General features: G+C 72.5%; 11 protein-coding genes and 1 pseudogene. 5 read left to right on the top strand and 7 right to left on the bottom strand.

The genetic code is table 11. The features are described from left to right. Window positions 1-14: 14 nt before the first annotated feature. From KGS77_RS28220 to KGS77_RS28210, 3 genes and pseudogenes are all read right to left on the bottom strand, one after another. Window positions 15-1,708: pseudogene (locus KGS77_RS28220) on the bottom strand (SWIM zinc finger family protein). Between the two features lie 101 nt (window positions 1,709-1,809). Next, window positions 1,810-4,998 (bottom strand): DEAD/DEAH box helicase, encoded by a 3,189-nt coding sequence (locus KGS77_RS28215; protein WP_242585972.1) that lies wholly within the window; start codon window positions 4,996-4,998, stop codon window positions 1,810-1,812. A gap of 187 nt (window positions 4,999-5,185) precedes the next feature. Further along, window positions 5,186-5,848 carry a hypothetical protein gene (locus KGS77_RS28210; protein ID WP_242585971.1) on the bottom strand — a complete coding sequence of 221 codons (663 nt, stop codon included), beginning with the start codon at window positions 5,846-5,848 and terminating at the stop codon, window positions 5,186-5,188. 231 nt (window positions 5,849-6,079) lie between these two features. Here KGS77_RS28210 and KGS77_RS28205 point away from each other — a divergent pair, with 231 nt between their 5' ends. Both KGS77_RS28205 and KGS77_RS28200 read left to right on the top strand, forming a co-directional pair. Then, window positions 6,080-7,768, top strand: coding sequence for a UvrD-helicase domain-containing protein (locus KGS77_RS28205; protein WP_242585970.1), 1,689 nt, complete (start codon window positions 6,080-6,082; stop codon window positions 7,766-7,768). A gap of 256 nt (window positions 7,769-8,024) precedes the next feature. Then, entirely contained in the window at window positions 8,025-8,315 is a 291-nt protein-coding gene (locus KGS77_RS28200) for a DUF6343 family protein (RefSeq protein WP_242585969.1), read from the top strand. A 666-nt stretch (window positions 8,316-8,981) separates the two neighbouring features. Here KGS77_RS28200 and KGS77_RS28195 read toward each other — a convergent pair. From KGS77_RS28195 to rpsA, 4 genes are all read right to left on the bottom strand, one after another. Beyond that, window positions 8,982-9,365, bottom strand: a complete 384-nt coding sequence (locus KGS77_RS28195; RefSeq protein WP_242585968.1) for a tetratricopeptide repeat protein — start codon at window positions 9,363-9,365, stop codon at window positions 8,982-8,984. 300 nt (window positions 9,366-9,665) lie between these two features. Beyond that, window positions 9,666-10,256 carry a dephospho-CoA kinase gene (gene coaE / locus KGS77_RS28190; RefSeq protein ID WP_242585967.1) on the bottom strand — a complete coding sequence of 197 codons (591 nt, stop codon included), beginning with the start codon at window positions 10,254-10,256 and terminating at the stop codon, window positions 9,666-9,668. Window positions 10,257-10,312: 56 nt separating this feature from the next. Then, window positions 10,313-11,260, bottom strand: coding sequence for a PAC2 family protein (locus KGS77_RS28185; protein WP_242585966.1), 948 nt, complete (start codon window positions 11,258-11,260; stop codon window positions 10,313-10,315). Between the two features lie 429 nt (window positions 11,261-11,689). After that, entirely contained in the window at window positions 11,690-13,204 is a 1,515-nt protein-coding gene (gene rpsA, locus KGS77_RS28180; protein ID WP_242585965.1) for a 30S ribosomal protein S1, read from the bottom strand. A gap of 380 nt (window positions 13,205-13,584) precedes the next feature. Here rpsA and KGS77_RS28175 point away from each other — a divergent pair, with 380 nt between their 5' ends. From KGS77_RS28175 to KGS77_RS28165, 3 genes are all read left to right on the top strand, one after another. Further along, a complete protein-coding gene (locus KGS77_RS28175) occupies window positions 13,585-14,478 on the top strand; it encodes a class I SAM-dependent methyltransferase (RefSeq protein ID WP_242585964.1) in 894 nt (297 codons plus the stop codon). Between the two features lie 137 nt (window positions 14,479-14,615). Then, complete coding sequence (locus KGS77_RS28170) at window positions 14,616-17,105, top strand: helicase-related protein (protein WP_242587736.1); 2,490 nt, start codon at window positions 14,616-14,618, stop codon at window positions 17,103-17,105. Beyond that, on the top strand, window positions 17,084-17,485 hold the full coding sequence (locus KGS77_RS28165) for an ATP-dependent helicase C-terminal domain-containing protein (RefSeq protein WP_242585963.1): 402 nt from the start codon (window positions 17,084-17,086) through the stop codon (window positions 17,483-17,485). The genes KGS77_RS28170 and KGS77_RS28165 overlap by 22 nt, the downstream gene beginning before the upstream one ends. The last annotated feature ends 10 nt before the right edge of the window (window positions 17,486-17,495 follow it).

Below are 17,495 nucleotides of genomic sequence, written 5' to 3'. Positions count from 1 at the left end.
GTCAGCGCGGCCGGTCATCGTGCCAGGAGGGCGGTCAGGGCCGCCACGGGGTCGGGGTCGGCGCGCCCGGTGGGCCACCAGTCCTCGCGGCCGGGGTCGGATTCGTAGGGGTACCAGCGGTTGTCGTGGCCGAAGCGGAGCTGGATGCTGCGGGCGGGGTCGGTGAGGTGGTTGTAGCGGGGGCGCAGGACCGGGAGGTCGGGGAGGCCGGCGGAGAGCAGGGCGCTGCGGGCGCGGTCGAAGTCCCCGGCCGGCGGGTTCCAGGTGGTGTCGAGGAGGACGAGTCCTTCGGCACCGCCTTGCCGCCAGGCGGCGACCGCGCGGGCCACGTCCGCGGTCGTACGGCCGGTGGCCGCGGCCAGGTCCCGGTACAGGCCGCGGGTCGTGGCGGTCAGGCCGGCCGTGGGATGGGCGCCGGCGGCCAGCCGGACGGCGTCCTGCCATGCCGTAAGCGCCGGGAAGGGGCTGCGGACGGCCTCGGGGACGGCGGGGGTGGGGGCGGTGGAGGAGTGAGCGGCTGAGGGGCGAGGGGCGGATGCGGTGGGTGCGTCGGGACGGGCGGGCTGGGCGGCCAGGTACGCGTGGGCGCGGGCGGCGGCGTCGGTGGCCAGGAACTCCAGCGACCCGGCGTCGAAGGGCAGGCCGACGGCCTCCGGGAGAGCCGGGGCCCGGCCCGGACGGTCCGGCACGGGCATGGGCGGCGGAAGTGCCGGAAGCAGCCGTTCGGAGAGGGCGACGCGGGCGAGAACGCCCTGGTCGGCGCCGCCGAGTGAGGCGTGAGCAGCGTCTGAGGCGTGAGCAGCATCGCGGTCGTGGCCATGACGGGCCCGGGTTGTGGTCGCGGCTCGGGGTGTCTGCGGCCCCTCGGGGGTGACGCCGCCGAGGAGGTGCACGCCTCGCCGCGCCGGGCCGTGGCGGCACGCTCAGCCGCCGCGGAGTCTCCCGGTGCCCCGGGCTGTGTGGACATGCCGGGCCGCGCGGGCGCGCCGGGCCGGGCGGAGGCGTCCTCGCCGACCGGCCTGTCACGGCCGCCGAGGCGTGCCGCGCGCGGGGCGGCGGACAGCGGACGGCTTTCGAGCGCGGCGTGGGTGGCGCTGCGGCGGGAAAGTTCGTCGAGGAGTTCCCTCTCACCGCGACCGCGCATCAGGAGCAGGACGAACGGATCGGCGTCCAGGAGCCGGGCCGTCTGGAAACACAGGGCGGCGGCGTGCTTGCACGGATGTCCCCGGTCGGGGCACGAGCAGCGCGGGAGGAGGTCGCCCGGCCCGGGCAGCAGCCGTACGTCCGACTCGGCGAGCGCACGGGGCAGCTTCTTCGCAAGCAGCGCCGCCAGATGCTCCGGCTCGGCGGCAATGGTGTCCAGGAGCACGGCCCACTCGTCGTCGGTGAGGACCTGTAGGCGGACCTCCGCGCTGTACGGGCGCGGCCGGCTGCCCCGTACGGAGGCGGCGATACGGCCCGGTGTGACGTTGATCGTGTCGACATTGCCGTCGCGGGCGTATGTCCGGCCGCGGGCCAGGCGCGCGGTGTCCAGCGCGGTGGTCTCCAGCGCGTCCAGCCATGCGCTGCCCCACCACGACTCGGCGAACGGGTCCTGGTCACCGGAGCGGACGGGCAGCGGCGGGAACGTACGCGAACGGTCGGACCGGTCGCTGCGGCCGGCGCTGCCCGAACGGCCGGTGCGGCCGGTGGCACCGGTACGGCCGATACGACCGGTGCGATCAGGCCGGCCCGACCGGCCGGTCCGGCTGAGCCGGCCGGAGGGCCAGGAGGCGGCAGCCGGGGAGTCGTCCGGGCGCGGGTCGGGGCTCATGCGGGCCTCCTGAGGGAGACCAGGTCGGCGAGTTGCTCATCGGTCAGCTCGGTCAGTGCGGCGTCCCCGCCGGAGAGGACCGAATCGGCCAGGGCCCGCTTGGCGCTCAGCAGTTCGGCGATGTTGTCCTCGACCGTGCCTTCGGCGATGAGGCGGTGTACCTGTACGGGCTGGGTCTGCCCGATGCGGTACGCGCGGTCCGTCGCCTGTTCCTCCACGGCGGGATTCCACCACCGGTCGTAGTGGATGACGTGCCCGGCGCGGGTGAGGTTCAGGCCCGTACCCGCCGCCTTCAGGGAGAGCAGGAAGACGGGGACCTGCCCCGACTGGAAGCGGTCGACCATCTTCTCGCGCTGCCCGACGGGTGTACCGCCGTGCAGGAGCTGGTGCGGGACACCTCGGACGGCGAGGTGCTTTTCGAGCAGCCGCGCCATCTCCACATACTGGGTGAAGATCAGCGTCGCCCCGCCCTCCGCGAGGATCGTGTCGAGGAGTTCGTCGAGCAGTTCGAGCTTGCCGGAGCGGGCGGCCAGGCCCGGGGCGGTTTCTTTGAGGTACTGCGCGGGGTGGTTGCAGATCTGTTTGAGGGCGGTGAGCAGCTTCATCACCAGGCCGCGGCGGGCGATGCCTTCGGCGGCCCCGATCCGGGCGAGTGTTTCGCGCACCACCGCCTCGTAGAGCGCGGCCTGTTCGCGGCCGAGCGCCACCGGGTGGTCGGTCTCGGTCTTGGGCGGCAGTTCGGGGGCGATGCCGGGATCGGATTTCTTGCGCCGCAGGATGAAGGGGCGGACCAGCCGGGCCAGTCGCCGAGCCGCATCCGGGTCCTCGCCGCCCTCGACCTCCCGTGCGTGCAGGGCGCGGAAGGTTTTCAGGGATCCGAGGAGCCCGGGAGTGGTCCAGTCCATGAGGGCCCACAGCTCGGAGAGATTGTTCTCCACGGGCGTGCCGGTGAGGGCGATCCGGGCGGGCGCCTTGATGTCGCGCAGTGCCCTGGCGGTCGAGGACCGGGCGTTCTTGACGTGCTGTGCCTCGTCGGCGACGACCCACGCCCAGGAGCGGCCGGCCAGTTCTGCGGCGCTCGTACGCATCGTGCCGTACGTGGTCAGGACGAAGCCTGCGGTCAGGTCCTCCAGGCTGCGGCCGGCACCGTGGAAACGGCGTACGGGGACGCCAGGGGCGAAGCGTTCGATCTCCCGCTGCCAGTTGCCGAGGAGGGACGCCGGGCAGACCACCAGCACGGGAGCGGTGGGTCGCCGGTGGAGGTACAGGGCGATGACGGTGACGGTCTTGCCCAGCCCCATGTCGTCGGCGAGGCAGCCGCCCAGGCCCAGGGAGGTCATCAAGTCCAGCCAGGCCAGGCCACGGAGCTGGTAGTCACGCAGGGTGGCGCGCAGTCCGGCGGGCTGCGGCAGCGGCCGGACGTCGCCGGTCAGACGGGTACGGAGGACGGCTAGGGCCCCTACGGGTACGACGTCGACCTGTTCGCCGTCGACCTCCGCCGTACCGCTGAGTGTGACGGCGAGGGCGTCGACCGGGTCCAGGTAGCCCAGTTCGCGCTTACGGGCCTTGCGGACGAGCGCCGGGTCGACCAGCGTCCACCGGTCCCGCAGCCGTACGACGGGGCGATGCGCCTCGGCGAGCGCGTCCATCTCCGCCTCGGTGAGCGGCTGCCCGTCCAGCGCCACCTGCCAGCGGAACTGCGCGAGCCGGTCGGTGTCGAAGAAACCGAAGCCGTCGGCGGCCGAGCCGGGCGCCGGGCGTAGAACGGCCGCGGCGGTCAGCCCGCGCGCCAGCTCCCTGGGCCAGTGGACGGCGACCCCGGCGGCGTTCAGGCGCGGTGTGGCCTCGCCCAGCAGCTCGTACAGCTCCTCTTCGGTGAGCGGCAGCACGTCGGGGACCGCCCGCTCCAGGAGGCGGGCGAGCGGCGGCCAGACGCGGGAGGCGCGGCGCAGGGCGAGCAGGGTGTCGACGCGGGCCCGCGGCCCGAAGTGGTCGGGGCCCTCGCCCTCCCACAGGTCCCGGGCGTCACTGATGAGGGTCGAGTCCGTGAGGCTCTGCACCTGAAGGACGACGGCCGCCGCACTGCGCTCCTGCGCACCGCCGCCTCCCCCGCGCCCGCTGCCCGCAAGCTCTGTGCCGTACAGATCGCTCGGTCCGTCATGCTCGTCGCCCATGCCGTCACGCCCGTCACGGATGCCGTCATGGATGCCGTCATGCTCCTCAGCCACGCCGTCATCGCCGTCGTGGCTCCTGGCGTCCGTCCCCAAGCCGGTCCCCAAGCCCGCCCCGGGGTCCGTCTCTCCCTCCCGGAAGTCGAAGAGCCGGTCCGGGTCCAGATCCAGGCGCAGTGACAGCCGTACGCCCGCGTCGACTCCTGCCGCGACCTCGGCGGCCCACTCCCGCGCTTGGGGCAGATACTGCGGGCCGCGCGCGGCGAACGGGGTACCGGCCACATCCGCCGCCGCGGGAGTACGCGGCAGAGCGTCGATCACGGCGTCCACCAGGGCGCGCACCAAGGCCCCCGGGTCGGGAAGGCGCAGCGGGCGGCTGCCGGGGAGCGGAACGGCGTACCCCTCGGCGGGCAGGGCCGCGGCGATGGCGCGCAGGTGGGCGATGTCCTCGGGATCCAGTGGGCCGGCGCGCCAGGCGTCGGTGTCCTGGACGGTCAGGCCGGGCAGCAGCCGCCCGCGGGCGGCGAGGTGCAGCGCGTGCAGGGCCGCGGCGCCCCAGCAGGCGGTGGCAGGGTGCGCCGCCGGGTCGTGCCGGGCCCGGGCCAGCAGCGGGACGGCGTCAGCGATGGACAGCACGACGGCGGGGACGGTACGGCTGCGAGCCCCGTTGCCGTGGCGACGCGCCACCGTGAGCCGCGTCGCCCCCACCGGGCCGTCACCTCCATCGACTGCCCCGACCGCGTACGACTTCGAGGCGGAGGGACTGTCCGCACCCATACCGACCGCGTAGGCATCGTCCGCGTAGGCATCGTTGTACGGCAACGGGCCGCCGTCAGGCCGCCAGAACGCGATCTCGCCGGCGCGCGGCGGGTCGGCGGGCAGGAACACCGCGGCACAGCGCACCAGAGCGGCCTGCCCCGGCCCCCCGGAGGCACGGTCGGCGGGCAGGCCATGCGGGGGCGTGCCGCCGAGGGGCGGATGCGCCCCCGCCGCCGTCTCCTCCCGCCTCACCATGCTGCCCTCACGCGTCTGTCCGTCAAAGGCCGGTGCTGCCGCCCGGCTCGTTCGTCCCGCCCCGACCTGCGAGTCTACGGTCGTACGCACCGCCCCTCCTGTTCCTGATCGTGCTCGCGCACCGCCGGCCGGCCCCGCGCGCACAAGCGACTCCGCCAGGTCGCGGCCCGACGGCCGGTACACCGGTTCAATAGATGTGGACGTAGACCCCGCACAGCCCCAGCCCGTGTGCCGCCGCCTGGCGCCAGCAGCGCGGCGGGCCATCCAGCACCCCTTCTTGCCCGGGGTCCTCGTCCAGCCAGATCTGCTCCTCGGCCAGGGCGCGTTCCTCGTCGGAGAAGGAGAAGGCCGCCTCGATCCGCGGAAGGCTCTCGCGCACCTGCTCCGCGGAGAGGAGGAAGGTCCCCAGCCAGCCCGGTATGAGAGCGGCCCGGCGGCTGCCGAGGGCGTGGAAGAGCGCCGCGACCGGGTATTCCTTGGAGTGGACGGCGGCGAAGGGCCTCACCTGCTCGTCATGCCGGCCCCACACGTCGGTCATGACGGAGAAGTCGTCGTCGGGGCCTCGGCCGTCGTACAGCTCGTCGAACTGTCCGGCGCTCGTGAGGCCGAAGAAGGACTCGGCCCGTTCCCGGACCCGGTCGGCCTGTTCCCGGACGGCCTGATCGCCCCCGCCGCCGTTTCGGTACCAGCTCCGCCAGTCCGGCAGGGGCTCGGCCGCCCAGCGCTCCCATCCCGCACGCGAGGCGGGCAGGGCCCGAGCCGTGTCGATCAGCTCACGCATCCGCGGTTCCAGGTCGCGGATGAAGTCGTCGTCATGCGAAGTGATCAGCCACGCCGAGGTGAAGCCCATGTCTTTCCTGCCCCCTGCCGTCCGCCGCGTGCGGCGTCGGACCGCCGCGATTGCGCGTGAAAACGATGGAAGCAGACGGCACTGACAACGCCCTTCGGCCGGTGCGCGGCGGGCCTCGGCGAAAGTTATCCACAGGCCGCGGAGGCAGGCGGACAGATTCCGCGGAAAGGGCTAGCGTGAAGCCACTCGTCACGCAGCGTGACAGCGACAGCACCCGGCAAGGAGCAGCTCATGTCCGCGACAATCACTCACCCCGCCCCCGGCACCTCCCACGCCCCGAAGGTTCCGACCGCCGAGCAGATCGCCGCCACGGAAGCATTCCGGGCGGGTGACCACCTCGTCATCCAGGCCGGCGCCGGCACGGGCAAAACCACGACACTGTCCATGCTCGCCCACTGCACACGACCCCGGAGACCGGAACGCGGGCATGGGCAGCCGCCGTACGGGCAGCAGGGCCAGCCCCCTCCCCCGGATCCGCCCGAGGAGATGCGCCACGGCCGATATCTCGCCTTCAACAGAACGATCGCGCGTGACGCCGCCCGGCGTTTCCCACCTCAAGTGGCGTGCGGCACCGCACACGCCCTCGCGTACGCGGCCGTGGGAAAGCGGTACCGGCACCGCCTGAGCGCCCCTCGGCGGGCGGGCTGGAAGACCGGCGAGGCGCTCGGCATCGACGCCGGGATGAGCGTGCGCATCGGGGCGCGCAAGGTGACCAGCAGGGCTCTGTCCTTCACCGCGCTGCGCACGGTGACCCGGTTCTGCCAGTCCGCGGACGAGAGCATCACGGCCCAGCACGTACCGCGGCTGCGCGGCGCCGAGTCGGACGCCTCGCACGCGCAGTTGGCCCAGCTCGTACTGCCGTACGCGCACAAGGCGTGGGCGGACCTGCGGCGCACGGAGCAGGGAGTGGTCCGCTTCGAGCACGACCACTATCTGAAGATGTGGGCGCTGGACAAGCCGGTCATCGCGGCGGACTTCCTGCTCCTGGACGAGGCGCAGGACACCAACCCGGTGGTGGAGCAGGTCTTCGTCGCACAGCGCGGACACGCACAGCTCGTCCTGGTCGGCGACTCGGCGCAAGCCATCTACGGGTGGCGGGGAGCGCGCGATGTCATGACGGGGTTCGACGGCAGACAGCTCAGCCTCTCCCAGTCCTTCCGCTTCGGCCCGGCACTGGCCGAGGAGGCCAACCGCTGGCTGTCGGTCATCGACGCCCCGATCCGCCTCAACGGCTCACCGCTGCTGACGACCGAGGTGGGCGCCACGCCGGACGCGGACGCGGTGGTGTGCCGATCGAACGCCGGCGCGATGGTGGAGGTCATAAGGCTGCTGGAGAAGGGCCGCCGGGTGGCCCTGGTAGGCGGCGGCGGGACGCTGGGCGCGCTTGCGCGGGCCGCACACGACCTGCGGTCAGGCTGTCGGACGTCCCACCCCGAGCTGTTGCTCTTCGACTCCTGGGAGGAACTGCGGGAGTACGCGGAGCGAGACCCGTCCGGACGCGATCTGCTGCCCTTGGTGCAACTGGTGGATGACCACGGCACGGAGGCCGTTCTGGAGGCCCTGGGCAAGCTGGTCGACGAGGGGGCGGCGGAGGTGACGGTCTCGACGGCACACCGTGCCAAGGGGCGGGAGTGGCCCACCGTACGTATCGCGGAGGACTTCACCGCGCCCGATGACCTGGACGAAGTGGGCGAGGACGGACAACCGCTTCCCGGCCCCATCGATCCCGACGAGGCGCGCCTCGCCTACGTGGCGGTGACCCGGGCCCGTCTGCGGCTCGACGTCGGTGGACTGTCGTGGATCAACAGCCACCCGGCCGGAGACCCCAGAGCAGGCGGCGCCGCCCGGCCCGGCGCACCACCAAGAACGCCAAGGGCGAAGGAGGCGATCAAGGCTTCCGGGACGCCGTCAGCGTGCTGAAAGGCGGGGTGTACGGCACCAGTCCCCGAGCTCTCCCACGAGCCATGGCAGACAGCACCGACAAGCCCCGGCCACGGACACGCAACCAGCGTCGGCGACGCCCGCCGGCCGGATTGCAGACACGGCACCGGACCCACCGGGCCCACCGATCTCACCAGGACGACCAGGCCCACCAGGGTCGGCGGCCTGCGGCCGGAAGGAGCAGATGACGAGTTCGCCGACAGGGAGGACCCTGGAGAGGAGGAGATGCGTTGCGATGCGTACGGGGAACGAGCCGTTGCAGGCGCGCAGCCCGCTGAGAATGCGGCGCGTGCTGGCACTGTGGGGACTGGTGTGGGCCGCGGCCGGAGCGGCGGCCTTCTCGGTGGCCGGGCGCCCCGGATGGGCCGCGGCGTGTGCGCTGGTGGCTGTGGTGGCGGCTGTCGACTTGGTCATCGTGATACGCCACATCCGCCAGGGGCCGCACTACCAGCCGGGGCGGGACGTCCCACCGTACGAACCCGCCCACGCCCCGAAGGAAGAAGACGGCAAAAACCGCCGCAGATAGTGGTAAGCACAGCCTGAAACGTGGGCGCGTGGGCGCGTGGGCGCGTGGGCGCGTGGGCGCGTGGGCGCGTGGGCGCGTGGGCGCGTGGGCGCGTGGGCGCGTGGCGCGCGGCGCGGCCGGTGCGGCGCGGCCGGTGCGGCGCGGCCGGTGCGGTGCGGCCGGTGCGGTGCGGCCGGTGCGGCGCGGCCCGGCCGACGGAAGGGCGCGTGGGAGCGGCCGGTGGGAGCGTGCCGAGCGTTCTGCTTGGGATGTGGGCGCGTTGGGGTGGTGGTGGAGGGGTGGGTGGGGGGCGGGCCCCTGGGGGGGAAGAGAGAAGGGGAAGAAGTGACGTTTGTGGGGCAGGTCTCGGGTGGAGGCGGGCCGTGGGTGGGAGGTGGAGGGGTTTTAGTGGGGCGTTGGGGCTGAGGTGGGTTCGTTGGGGTGGGTTTGGGGTGGGGCGGGAGGGGCCGGTTGACGCGCGGAGGGCTTTGGGCTGAGGGCGGTGGGTGTTGTGTGCCTGTCGGTGGGCGAGAGAGCCGGCCAAGCCGCGTTGGGGAGGGTGGTGTGGGGCGAGGGTTGCTTGTTCTCGGGGGCTGGGAAGTGGCGGGGGCGGGCGTTCGAGCGGGGGTGGGCTGAGAACGCTGGGGGTGCGGGGGCCGGGGCCGGGCGGGGCCGGATGGGATGAGGTTATTCGAGGGTGGGGGGTTCGGTGGGGGTGAAGCAGGCGGCCTGGATGAATTCGGGGCGCGGGTCGAGTGCTGCGGCGAGCCGGAAGTTGCGTCGGGCTTCTTCGGGGCGGCCGGCGCGTTCCAGGGTGCGCCCGAGGGCGAAGTAGGCGAAGGCGTTGTCCGGCTCGCGCTCCAGGACGATCTGGAACTCCAGTTCCGCCGCGCGTAGTTGGGCGGCGAGGAAGAAGGCCCGGGCGCGCAGGAGGCGGGCCGCGGTGTTCTCGGGGTGTGCGGCGATGACCTTGTCCAGAAGGCGTACGGCGCCGCGCGGGTCACGGGCGGCCAGCAACTGTTCCGCCGCACGGAAGTCGATGACGTGTGTCTCGGGGCTGCGCTCGGACACGGTCTCCTCCTCTCCAGGCACACGCTTTACGGGCACGCCTGGCTGCGCCCGTTCTTCGGGCGTTATGTGGAAGACAACAACTGTCTCTTCGTTCGCATTCCCCGCACCCGTGGCGGGAGGCGGTGCATCACGTGCCGGTTCGGTGAGGGTTGTGAGGCCGTGTGGGTACGCGGTGATGCGGGTGCACGGCGGGAGACTACCGTTCCGGATTTCCGCGATACCCGGCCAACGGCGCCCGCCTGTCCCGCTCCCCCGCCAACGGCTCGTACGTCGGCCGGTTCACAGGAAATTCGGCGTACGTCAGCGGTTGCGCAACTGCTCCCACACGGCGCGCACTTGGGGCTCCAGGGATTCCAGCGGGCCGTCGTTGTCGATCACCAGGTCGGCGATCGCGCGGCGCTGTTCGCGGGTCGCCTGGGCCTTCATACGGGCCCTGGCCTCGTCCTCCGTCATCCCGCGCAGCCGTACCAAACGGTCCAGTTGCGTCTGCGGTGCGGCATCGACGACCACCACCAGGTCGTACAGCCGGGCCAGGCCGTTCTCCGTCAGCAGCGGTACGTCGTGCACCACCACCGCGTCCGGCCCGGCCGCCGCCTCCAGCTCCGCCGAGCGGGCGCCGACCAGCGGATGCACGATCGCGTTGAGCGCCTGGAGTCTGCGCGGGTCCCCGAAGACGATGGCGCCCAGCTTCGGCCGGTCCAGGGAACCGTCCGCCGTCAGGACGTCCGTACCGAACTCGGCGACGACGGCCGCCAGTCCCGGTGTTCCCGGCTCCACCACCTCACGCGCGATCTTGTCGGCGTCGACGATCACCGCACCGTACGACGACAGCAGCCGGGACACCTCGCTCTTGCCCGCGCCGATTCCGCCCGTAAGCCCCACCTTCACCATGGGTCCACGCTATACGGTCCTCCACCCAAGAGGAGGTTCGGCAGTCGGGCAGTGGATCAAGAGCTGCCGCTCTCGCCCTCGCGCTCCGCCAGGAAGCGTTCGAATTCCCGGCCGATCTCGTCCGCCGACGGCAGTTCCACCGGCTCGGCGACGAGGTTTCCGCGGCTCTCCGCGCCCGCCACCGCGTCGTACTGATGCTCCAGCCCGCTGACCAGCGCGACCAGTTCCTCGTCCCCCTCGGAGATCTGCCGCTCGATCTCCTCCTGCGTACGCAGCGCTTCCGTACGCAGGGAGTGCGCGGCGGCCGGCAGAACGAGCCCGGTGGCCGCCGTCACCGCCTCCAGCACCGTCAGCGCCGCGTCCGGGTACGGGGACCGGGCGACGTAGTGCGGCACATGCGCGGCCACCCCCAGTACATCGTGTCCCGCCTCCGCGAGCCGGTACTCGATCAGCGCCTCCGCGCTCCCCGGGACCTGCGCCTCGTCGAAGAAGCTGCCGTGACCGGGCATCAGGTCGGTGCGGTTGCCGTGCGGGGTGATCCCTACGGGACGGGTGTGCGGGACGCCCATCGGAATCCCGTGGAAGTTCACCGACAGCCGTACGCCCAACCGCTCGACCATCTGCCGTACGGCGACGGCGAAGCGCTCCCACTCCACGTCCGGCTCGGGGCCGGACAGCAGCAGGAACGGCGCGCCGGTGGTGTCCTGGACCAGGCGCAGTTCGATGCCCGGGGTCTCGTACGCGGTCCAGCGGTGGTTCTTGAAAGTCAGCAGCGGCCGGCGCGCGCGGTAGTCCACGAGCCGGTCGTGGTCGAAACGGGCGACGACCCGGTGTGTGAGACCGTCCAGCAGGCGTTCGACGATCTGGTCGCCGGTCTCGCCCGCGTCGATGTAGCCGTCGAAGTGATACAGCAGCACCAGCCCCGCGGAGTCGCCGGCGGTGATCGCCTCGGCCTCCGCGAGCCCGCTCGGCTCCCATTCGTACAAACCCTGGGGATCCAACACAGTGACCGCTCCTCCTCGTATCCGTCCCCAAGAACGCCGCGCGTCCGCCGGTCATTCCCGTCGTCAACCATTGATCCACGAGGGAGGAGCGGGGGTATGAGCCGGAGGCAGTGGTACGAGCCGGAGGCAGTGGGACGGGGCGGAGGCAGCGGTAGGAGCCGGGGAGCGTACGCCGCTCGGGGCGCCGTCTGCTGAACGTCCCCCGAAGCGGCTTGTCTTGACCGGGGTCAGGGCCAGGACCAGGGCCAGGAACACTGCCAGGGCCAGAACCAGAACCCGTGAGTACCCGTGAGTACCTGCGGTCGTCCGGGCCCACCGACCGCGCTGTGGAAAATACGACGATGGCCCGCCCCCACTCGGGGGACGGGCCATCGTCGTATCGGCTACCGCCTAGCGGCCGGAATCACTCCCGGCACGAGCTGAGGAGATTCAGCTCTGGCCGCCGGCCAGCTTCTCGCGGAGCGCGGCCAGGGCCTCGTCCGACGCCAGGGCGCCGGAGTTGTCCGCCGACTCCGAGGAGTACGAGCCACCGGAGACGTTGCCGCCGGCGTTGCCGGAGCCGCCCGCGGCCGGAGCCGCCGCGCCCTCGGCCGCAGCCTGCTCGTCCGCCTCGCGGGACTTGATGACCTGGGCCTGGTGCTGCTCGAAGCGCTGCTGCGCCTCGGCGTACTGGGTCTCCCACGCCTCGCGCTGGGCCTCGTAGCCCGGCAGCCAGTCGTTGGTCTCCGGGTCGAAGCCCTCGGGGTAGATGTAGTTGCCCTGGTCGTCGTAGGACGCGGCCATGCCGTACAGGGTCGGGTCGAACTCGACCGCCGTCGGGTCGGCACCGAAGGACTCGTTGGCCTGCTTCAGGGACAGCGAGATCCGGCGACGCTCCAGGTCGATGTCGATGACCTTGACGAAGATCTCGTCGTTGACCTGGACGACCTGCTCCGGGATCTCCACGTGGCGCTCGGCCAGCTCGGAGATGTGGACCAGGCCCTCGATGCCCTCGTCGACGCGCACGAACGCACCGAACGGAACGAGCTTGGTGACCTTACCCGGGACGACCTGACCGATCTGGTGGGTCCGGGCGAACTGCTGCCACGGGTCTTCCTGGGTCGCCTTGAGCGACAGGGAGACGCGCTCGCGGTCCATGTCGACGTCCAGGACCTCGACCGTGACCTCCTGACCGACCTCGACAACCTCGGAGGGGTGGTCGATGTGCTTCCAGGACAGCTCGGAGACGTGCACCAGGCCGTCCACGCCACCCAGGTCCACGAAGGCACCGAAGTTGACGATGGAGGAGACGACGCCGGAGCGCACCTGGCCCTTCTGGAGGGTGGTGAGGAAGGTCTGGCGGACCTCGCTCTGGGTCTGCTCCAGCCAGGCACGGCGGGACAGGACCACGTTGTTGCGGTTCTTGTCCAGCTCGATGATCTTGGCCTCGAGCTCCTTGCCCACGTAGGGCTGGAGGTCGCGGACGCGGCGCATCTCGACCAGGGAGGCCGGGAGGAAGCCACGGAGGCCGATGTCGAGGATGAGACCACCCTTGACGACCTCGATGACGGTACCGGTGACGATCCCGTCCTCTTCCTTGATCTTCTCGATCGTGCCCCAGGCACGCTCGTACTGAGCGCGCTTCTTGGACAGGATGAGGCGGCCTTCCTTGTCCTCCTTCTGGAGAACCAGGGCCTCGATCTCGTCACCGACGGCGACGACCTCGTTGGGGTCGACGTCGTGCTTGATCGACAGCTCGCGGCTGGGGATCACGCCTTCGGTCTTGTAACCGATGTCGAGCAGGACCTCGTCCCGGTCGACCTTCACGATGACGCCGTCGACGATGTCGCCGTCGTTGAAGTACTTGATCGTCTCGTCGATCGCGGCGAGGAAAGCTTCCTCGTTACCGATGTCGTTGACCGCAACCTGCGGGGTGGTGGCGGTGGTCTCGGTGCTGCTCGTCATGTGGGAAAGGGCTCCGGTGCGGACATTGAAGTCGTAGGTACTGCTACGCCGAGAGCCGGTATCGCCTCTGCATAAGCCGGACAGCGTCAGAGGCGTGCTTCCCGGATCCTTCCGCGTACCGAAGGATCCCGGAGTCGCCTCAAAAACCGAGGGGACATACATACAGATGCGAGCGCGACCTGCTCCGTCTGAGGCGCGCAGGCCCGCAGCGCAACTTGTAGCATACGGGGGCAGCCGGACACGGTCAATGCGCGAAGGCCACACCCGGGGCGGATCGCCTCATAACCGGCACATGCGAGGTTCCGCGAGGCCAGAACGGCTGCGCTGTCACACTGTCCTGTCAGCCACAAGCTCCAGCGAAGAGTACGACGACGAGGACGATGATCCAAGACCACGAGCCGCAGGCGACCCGGCGTGGCGCCTCGGACACGGAAAGCAGCCGGGCCAGTCGCGGCTGGTGGGACCGTAACGCGGACGAGTACCAGAACGAGCACGGGGCGTTTCTCGGGGACGACCGTTTCATCTGGGGGCCGGAGGGCCTGGACGAGGCGGAGGCCGGGCTGCTCGGCCCGGCGGCCGAGCTGAAGGGCCGGCGCGTCCTGGAGATCGGCGCCGGCGCGGCACAGTGCTCGCGCTGGCTCGCGGCGCAGGGCGCGCGCCCCGTGGCGCTGGACCTCTCCCACCGCCAGTTGCAGCACGCGCTGCGTATCGGCGCGAACCTCGCCGACGGCTCGGACCTCTCAGGTGTCTCGGGGCTCACGGGCGCCGCGTACGCCTCGGACACCCCGGACGGCGCGCCGCCACCGGACGTCGAGCTGGTGGAGGCGGACGCGGGCGTGCTGCCGTTCCGGGACGCCTCTTTCGACCTGGCCTGCTCGGCGTACGGTGCGATCCCGTTCGTCGCCGATCCGGTACGGGTGATGCGCGAGGTGCGGCGGGTGCTGCGGCCCGGCGGTCGCTGGGTCTTCTCGGTCACCCACCCCATCCGCTGGGCGTTTCCCGACGAGCCGGGCCCCGAGGGGCTGTCGGTGGCGGCCTCCTACTTCGACCGTACGCCGTACGTGGAACAGGACGCATCGGGACGGGCGGTGTATGTCGAGCACCACCGGACGCTGGGCGACCGGGTCCGGGACGTGGTCGAGGGAGGCTTCCGGCTGATCGACCTCGTCGAGCCGGAGTGGCCGGAGTGGAACAGCCAGGAGTGGGGCGGCTGGTCGCCGCTGCGGGGGAATCTGATCCCGGGCACGGCGATCTTTGTTTGCGAGGCGGTCTGAGACTGAGCGCCTGAGACGCTGCCTCGGGCATCTGAGACGCTGCCTCGGGCATCCCGGTCGCCCTATGGGGCGGCGGGCGGGCGGATGCCGGTGTCCAGGAGACTGGGGGCGTGATCCGCCACGACGTTCTCGGCCGACTGCCCGTACGGACCGCCCTGCCCGCGCTGGCACGGGCGCTTCAGGAGCGCGGGACCGCGGTCCTGTGCGCCCCGCCGGGCACCGGGAAGACCACGCTGGTGCCGCTGGCCCTGGCTGGTTTGACGGGTGCGGCGGCGGACACGGGTGCCACGGGAGGTACGGCGGCGGGCCCGGTGGCCGTACGCCGTGTGATCGTCGCCGAACCCCGGCGGATCGCCGCCCGCGCCGCCGCCCGCCGGATGGCCTGGCTGCTGGGCGAGAACGTCGGCGAGCGGGTCGGTTTCACCGTGCGCGGCGAGCGCGTGGTGGGTCCGCGTACCGCCGTGGAGGTCGTCACCACCGGTGTGCTGCTGCAACGGCTGCAACGCGACCCGGAGCTGCCCGGGGTCGATGCCGTGGTTCTCGACGAGTGCCATGAGCGGCACCTGGACGCCGACACGGCCGCGGCCTTCCTGCTGGACGTACGGGAGACGCTGCGGCCGGAGCTGCAACTGCTGGCGGCCTCGGCGACGACCGACGCCGAGGGCTGGGCCGCGCTGCTCGGCGGTCGAGGCGGTGCGAACGCAACGGGCGGGTCGGACGATGCACCCGGGTCGGGTGACATGAGCGGACCGGGCGGCACAAACGGGCCAGACGGCATCAGCGGACCGGGCGGCGCAGGTGGCATGGCGGCCCCGGTGGTCGAGGCGCACGGGGTGTCGCATCCCGTGGAGGTCGTGTGGGCGCCGCCGGAGCGCCCGGTGCGCCCCGCACACGGCATGCGGGTCGATCCCGCGCTGCTCTCCCACGTCGCTTCGGTGGTACGCCGCGCCCTGCGGGAGCGGGAGGGGGACGTGCTCTGCTTCCTGCCCGGCGTCGGCGAGATCGCGCGGGTGGCCGGGCACCTGGGTGACGTGGCCGGTGCCGAGGTGTTGCAGGTGCACGGGCGGGCGCCCGCCGCCGTACAGGACGCGGTGCTGGCGGGCGGGGACGGCCGGCGGCGGGTGGTGCTGGCCACCTCGGTCGCCGAATCGAGCCTGACGGTGCCGGGGGTGCGGATCGTCGTGGACTGCGGGCTGGCGCGCGAGCCCCGTACGGATCACGCCCGGGGTCTGAGCGCGCTGACGACTGTGCGGGCGTCGAAGGCGGCGGCCCGGCAGCGGGCGGGACGGGCCGGGCGCGAGGCGCCGGGCACCGTCTACCGCTGCTGGTCGCAGGCCGAGGACGGGCGGCTGCCGCGCTTTCCCTCCCCCGAGATCAAGGTCGCGGATCTGACGGCCTTCGCGCTCCAGGCGTCGTGCTGGGGCGATCCGGACGCGGGCGGGCTGGCGCTGCTGGACGCCCCGCCGGGCGGTGCGATGGCCGCGGCGCGCGAGGTGCTGACGGCGATCGGCGCGGTGGACGCGGACGGCCGGGCGACGGACCGTGGCGTACGGATGGCGCGGCTCGGACTGCACCCCCGGCTGGCGCGTGCGCTGCTGGACGGCGCGGCCGAGGTCGGTGCGCGGCGCGCGGCCGAGGTGGTGGCGCTGCTGAGCGAGGAGCCGCCGCGGGCGTACGGGGACGACCTGGCGGCGGCGTGGCGGACGGCCCGGCGGGGCGGGGACGCGTACGCCGCGCGCTGGCGCCAGGAAGCCCGCCGGCTGACGTCGGCGGTCGAGACGGCGGGGCGGGCCGCGAGGGAGGAGCCTTCGGGGCGCGAGGCCGCGGAAGAGGTCTCGGAGGAAAGGTCCCCGGAGGAAAAGACCTTGGAGGAAAGCACCTCGGAGGAAATGTCCTCGGGGGAAAAGACCTTCTTGAGGGAAGGGAACTCGGCCGGTGACGACGCGGCGGCCGGTCTGGTGGCGGCGCTGGCGTTCCCGGAGCGGGTGGCCCGGGCGCGCGGCGCCGGAACGTACCTGATGGCTTCCGGCACCCGCGCCGAGTCGGCGGACGGCAGCGCCGGCGGCGGCAGCGGCCCCCAGCGCGGCCACAACAGCCACAACAGCCACAGCAGCTCCAGCCCGCGGCCCGGATCCGGGGACGGCTCACGGCTGCGCGGCGCGCCCTGGCTGGCGGTGGCGGTCGCGGACCGGCCCGTCACGGCGGCGTCCGCGCGCATCCGGCTCGCGGCCGTGATCGACGAGGAGACGGCGCGGAGGGCGGCCGGCGCGCTGTATTCCGAGGGCGAGGAGGTCCACTGGGCGGACGGGGACGTGGTCGCCCGCAGCGTACGCAGACTGGGCGCCATCGAGCTGACGGCCCGGCCGCTGTCCTCCCCGCCCCCGCCCTCGTACGGAACGCGCTGCTGGAGGGGCTGCGCCGGGAGGGCCTGGGCCTGCTGCGGTGGACGGACGCCGGGCGGTCGCTGCGGCAGCGCACGGCGTTCCTGCACCGGGTACTGGGCGAGCCGTGGCCCGACGTCTCGGACGCGGCCCTGCTCGCGCGGACCGGCGAGTGGCTGGAGACCGAACTGTCGCGGGCCCGGCGGCGCGCCGACCTGGAGCGGGTGGACGCGGGCCAGGCACTGACCCGGCTGCTGCCGTGGGCGACCGGCGAGGCGTCGCGCCTGGAGGAGCTGGCGCCGGAGCGGATCGAGGTGCCCAGTGGATCGCGGGTGCGGGTCGACTACAAGGGCGAGCAGCCGGTGCTGGCGGTCAAGCTCCAGGAGCTGTTCGGGCTGCGGGAGTCTCCACGGGTGGCCGGCGGGCGGGTGCCCGTACTGGTCCATCTGCTGTCCCCCGCGGGCCGCCCGGCCGCCGTCACGGCCGATCTCGCCTCCTTCTGGAGGGACGGTTACCGGGCCGTACGGGCCGAGCTGCGCGGCCGGTACCCGAAGCACCCCTGGCCCGAGGACCCGAGTACGGCCGAGGCGACCCGGTACACGACGGCGCGTCTGAAGAGGGGCTGAGCGGCGCGCC

The sequence above is a fragment of the Streptomyces sp. MST-110588 genome, from assembly GCF_022695595.1.
In the GTDB taxonomy this organism is placed as follows: Bacteria; Actinomycetota; Actinomycetes; order Streptomycetales; family Streptomycetaceae; genus Streptomyces.
The sequence above is the reverse complement of the archived record's forward strand: the minus strand, read 5'-3'. Positions and strand labels throughout refer to the sequence as shown.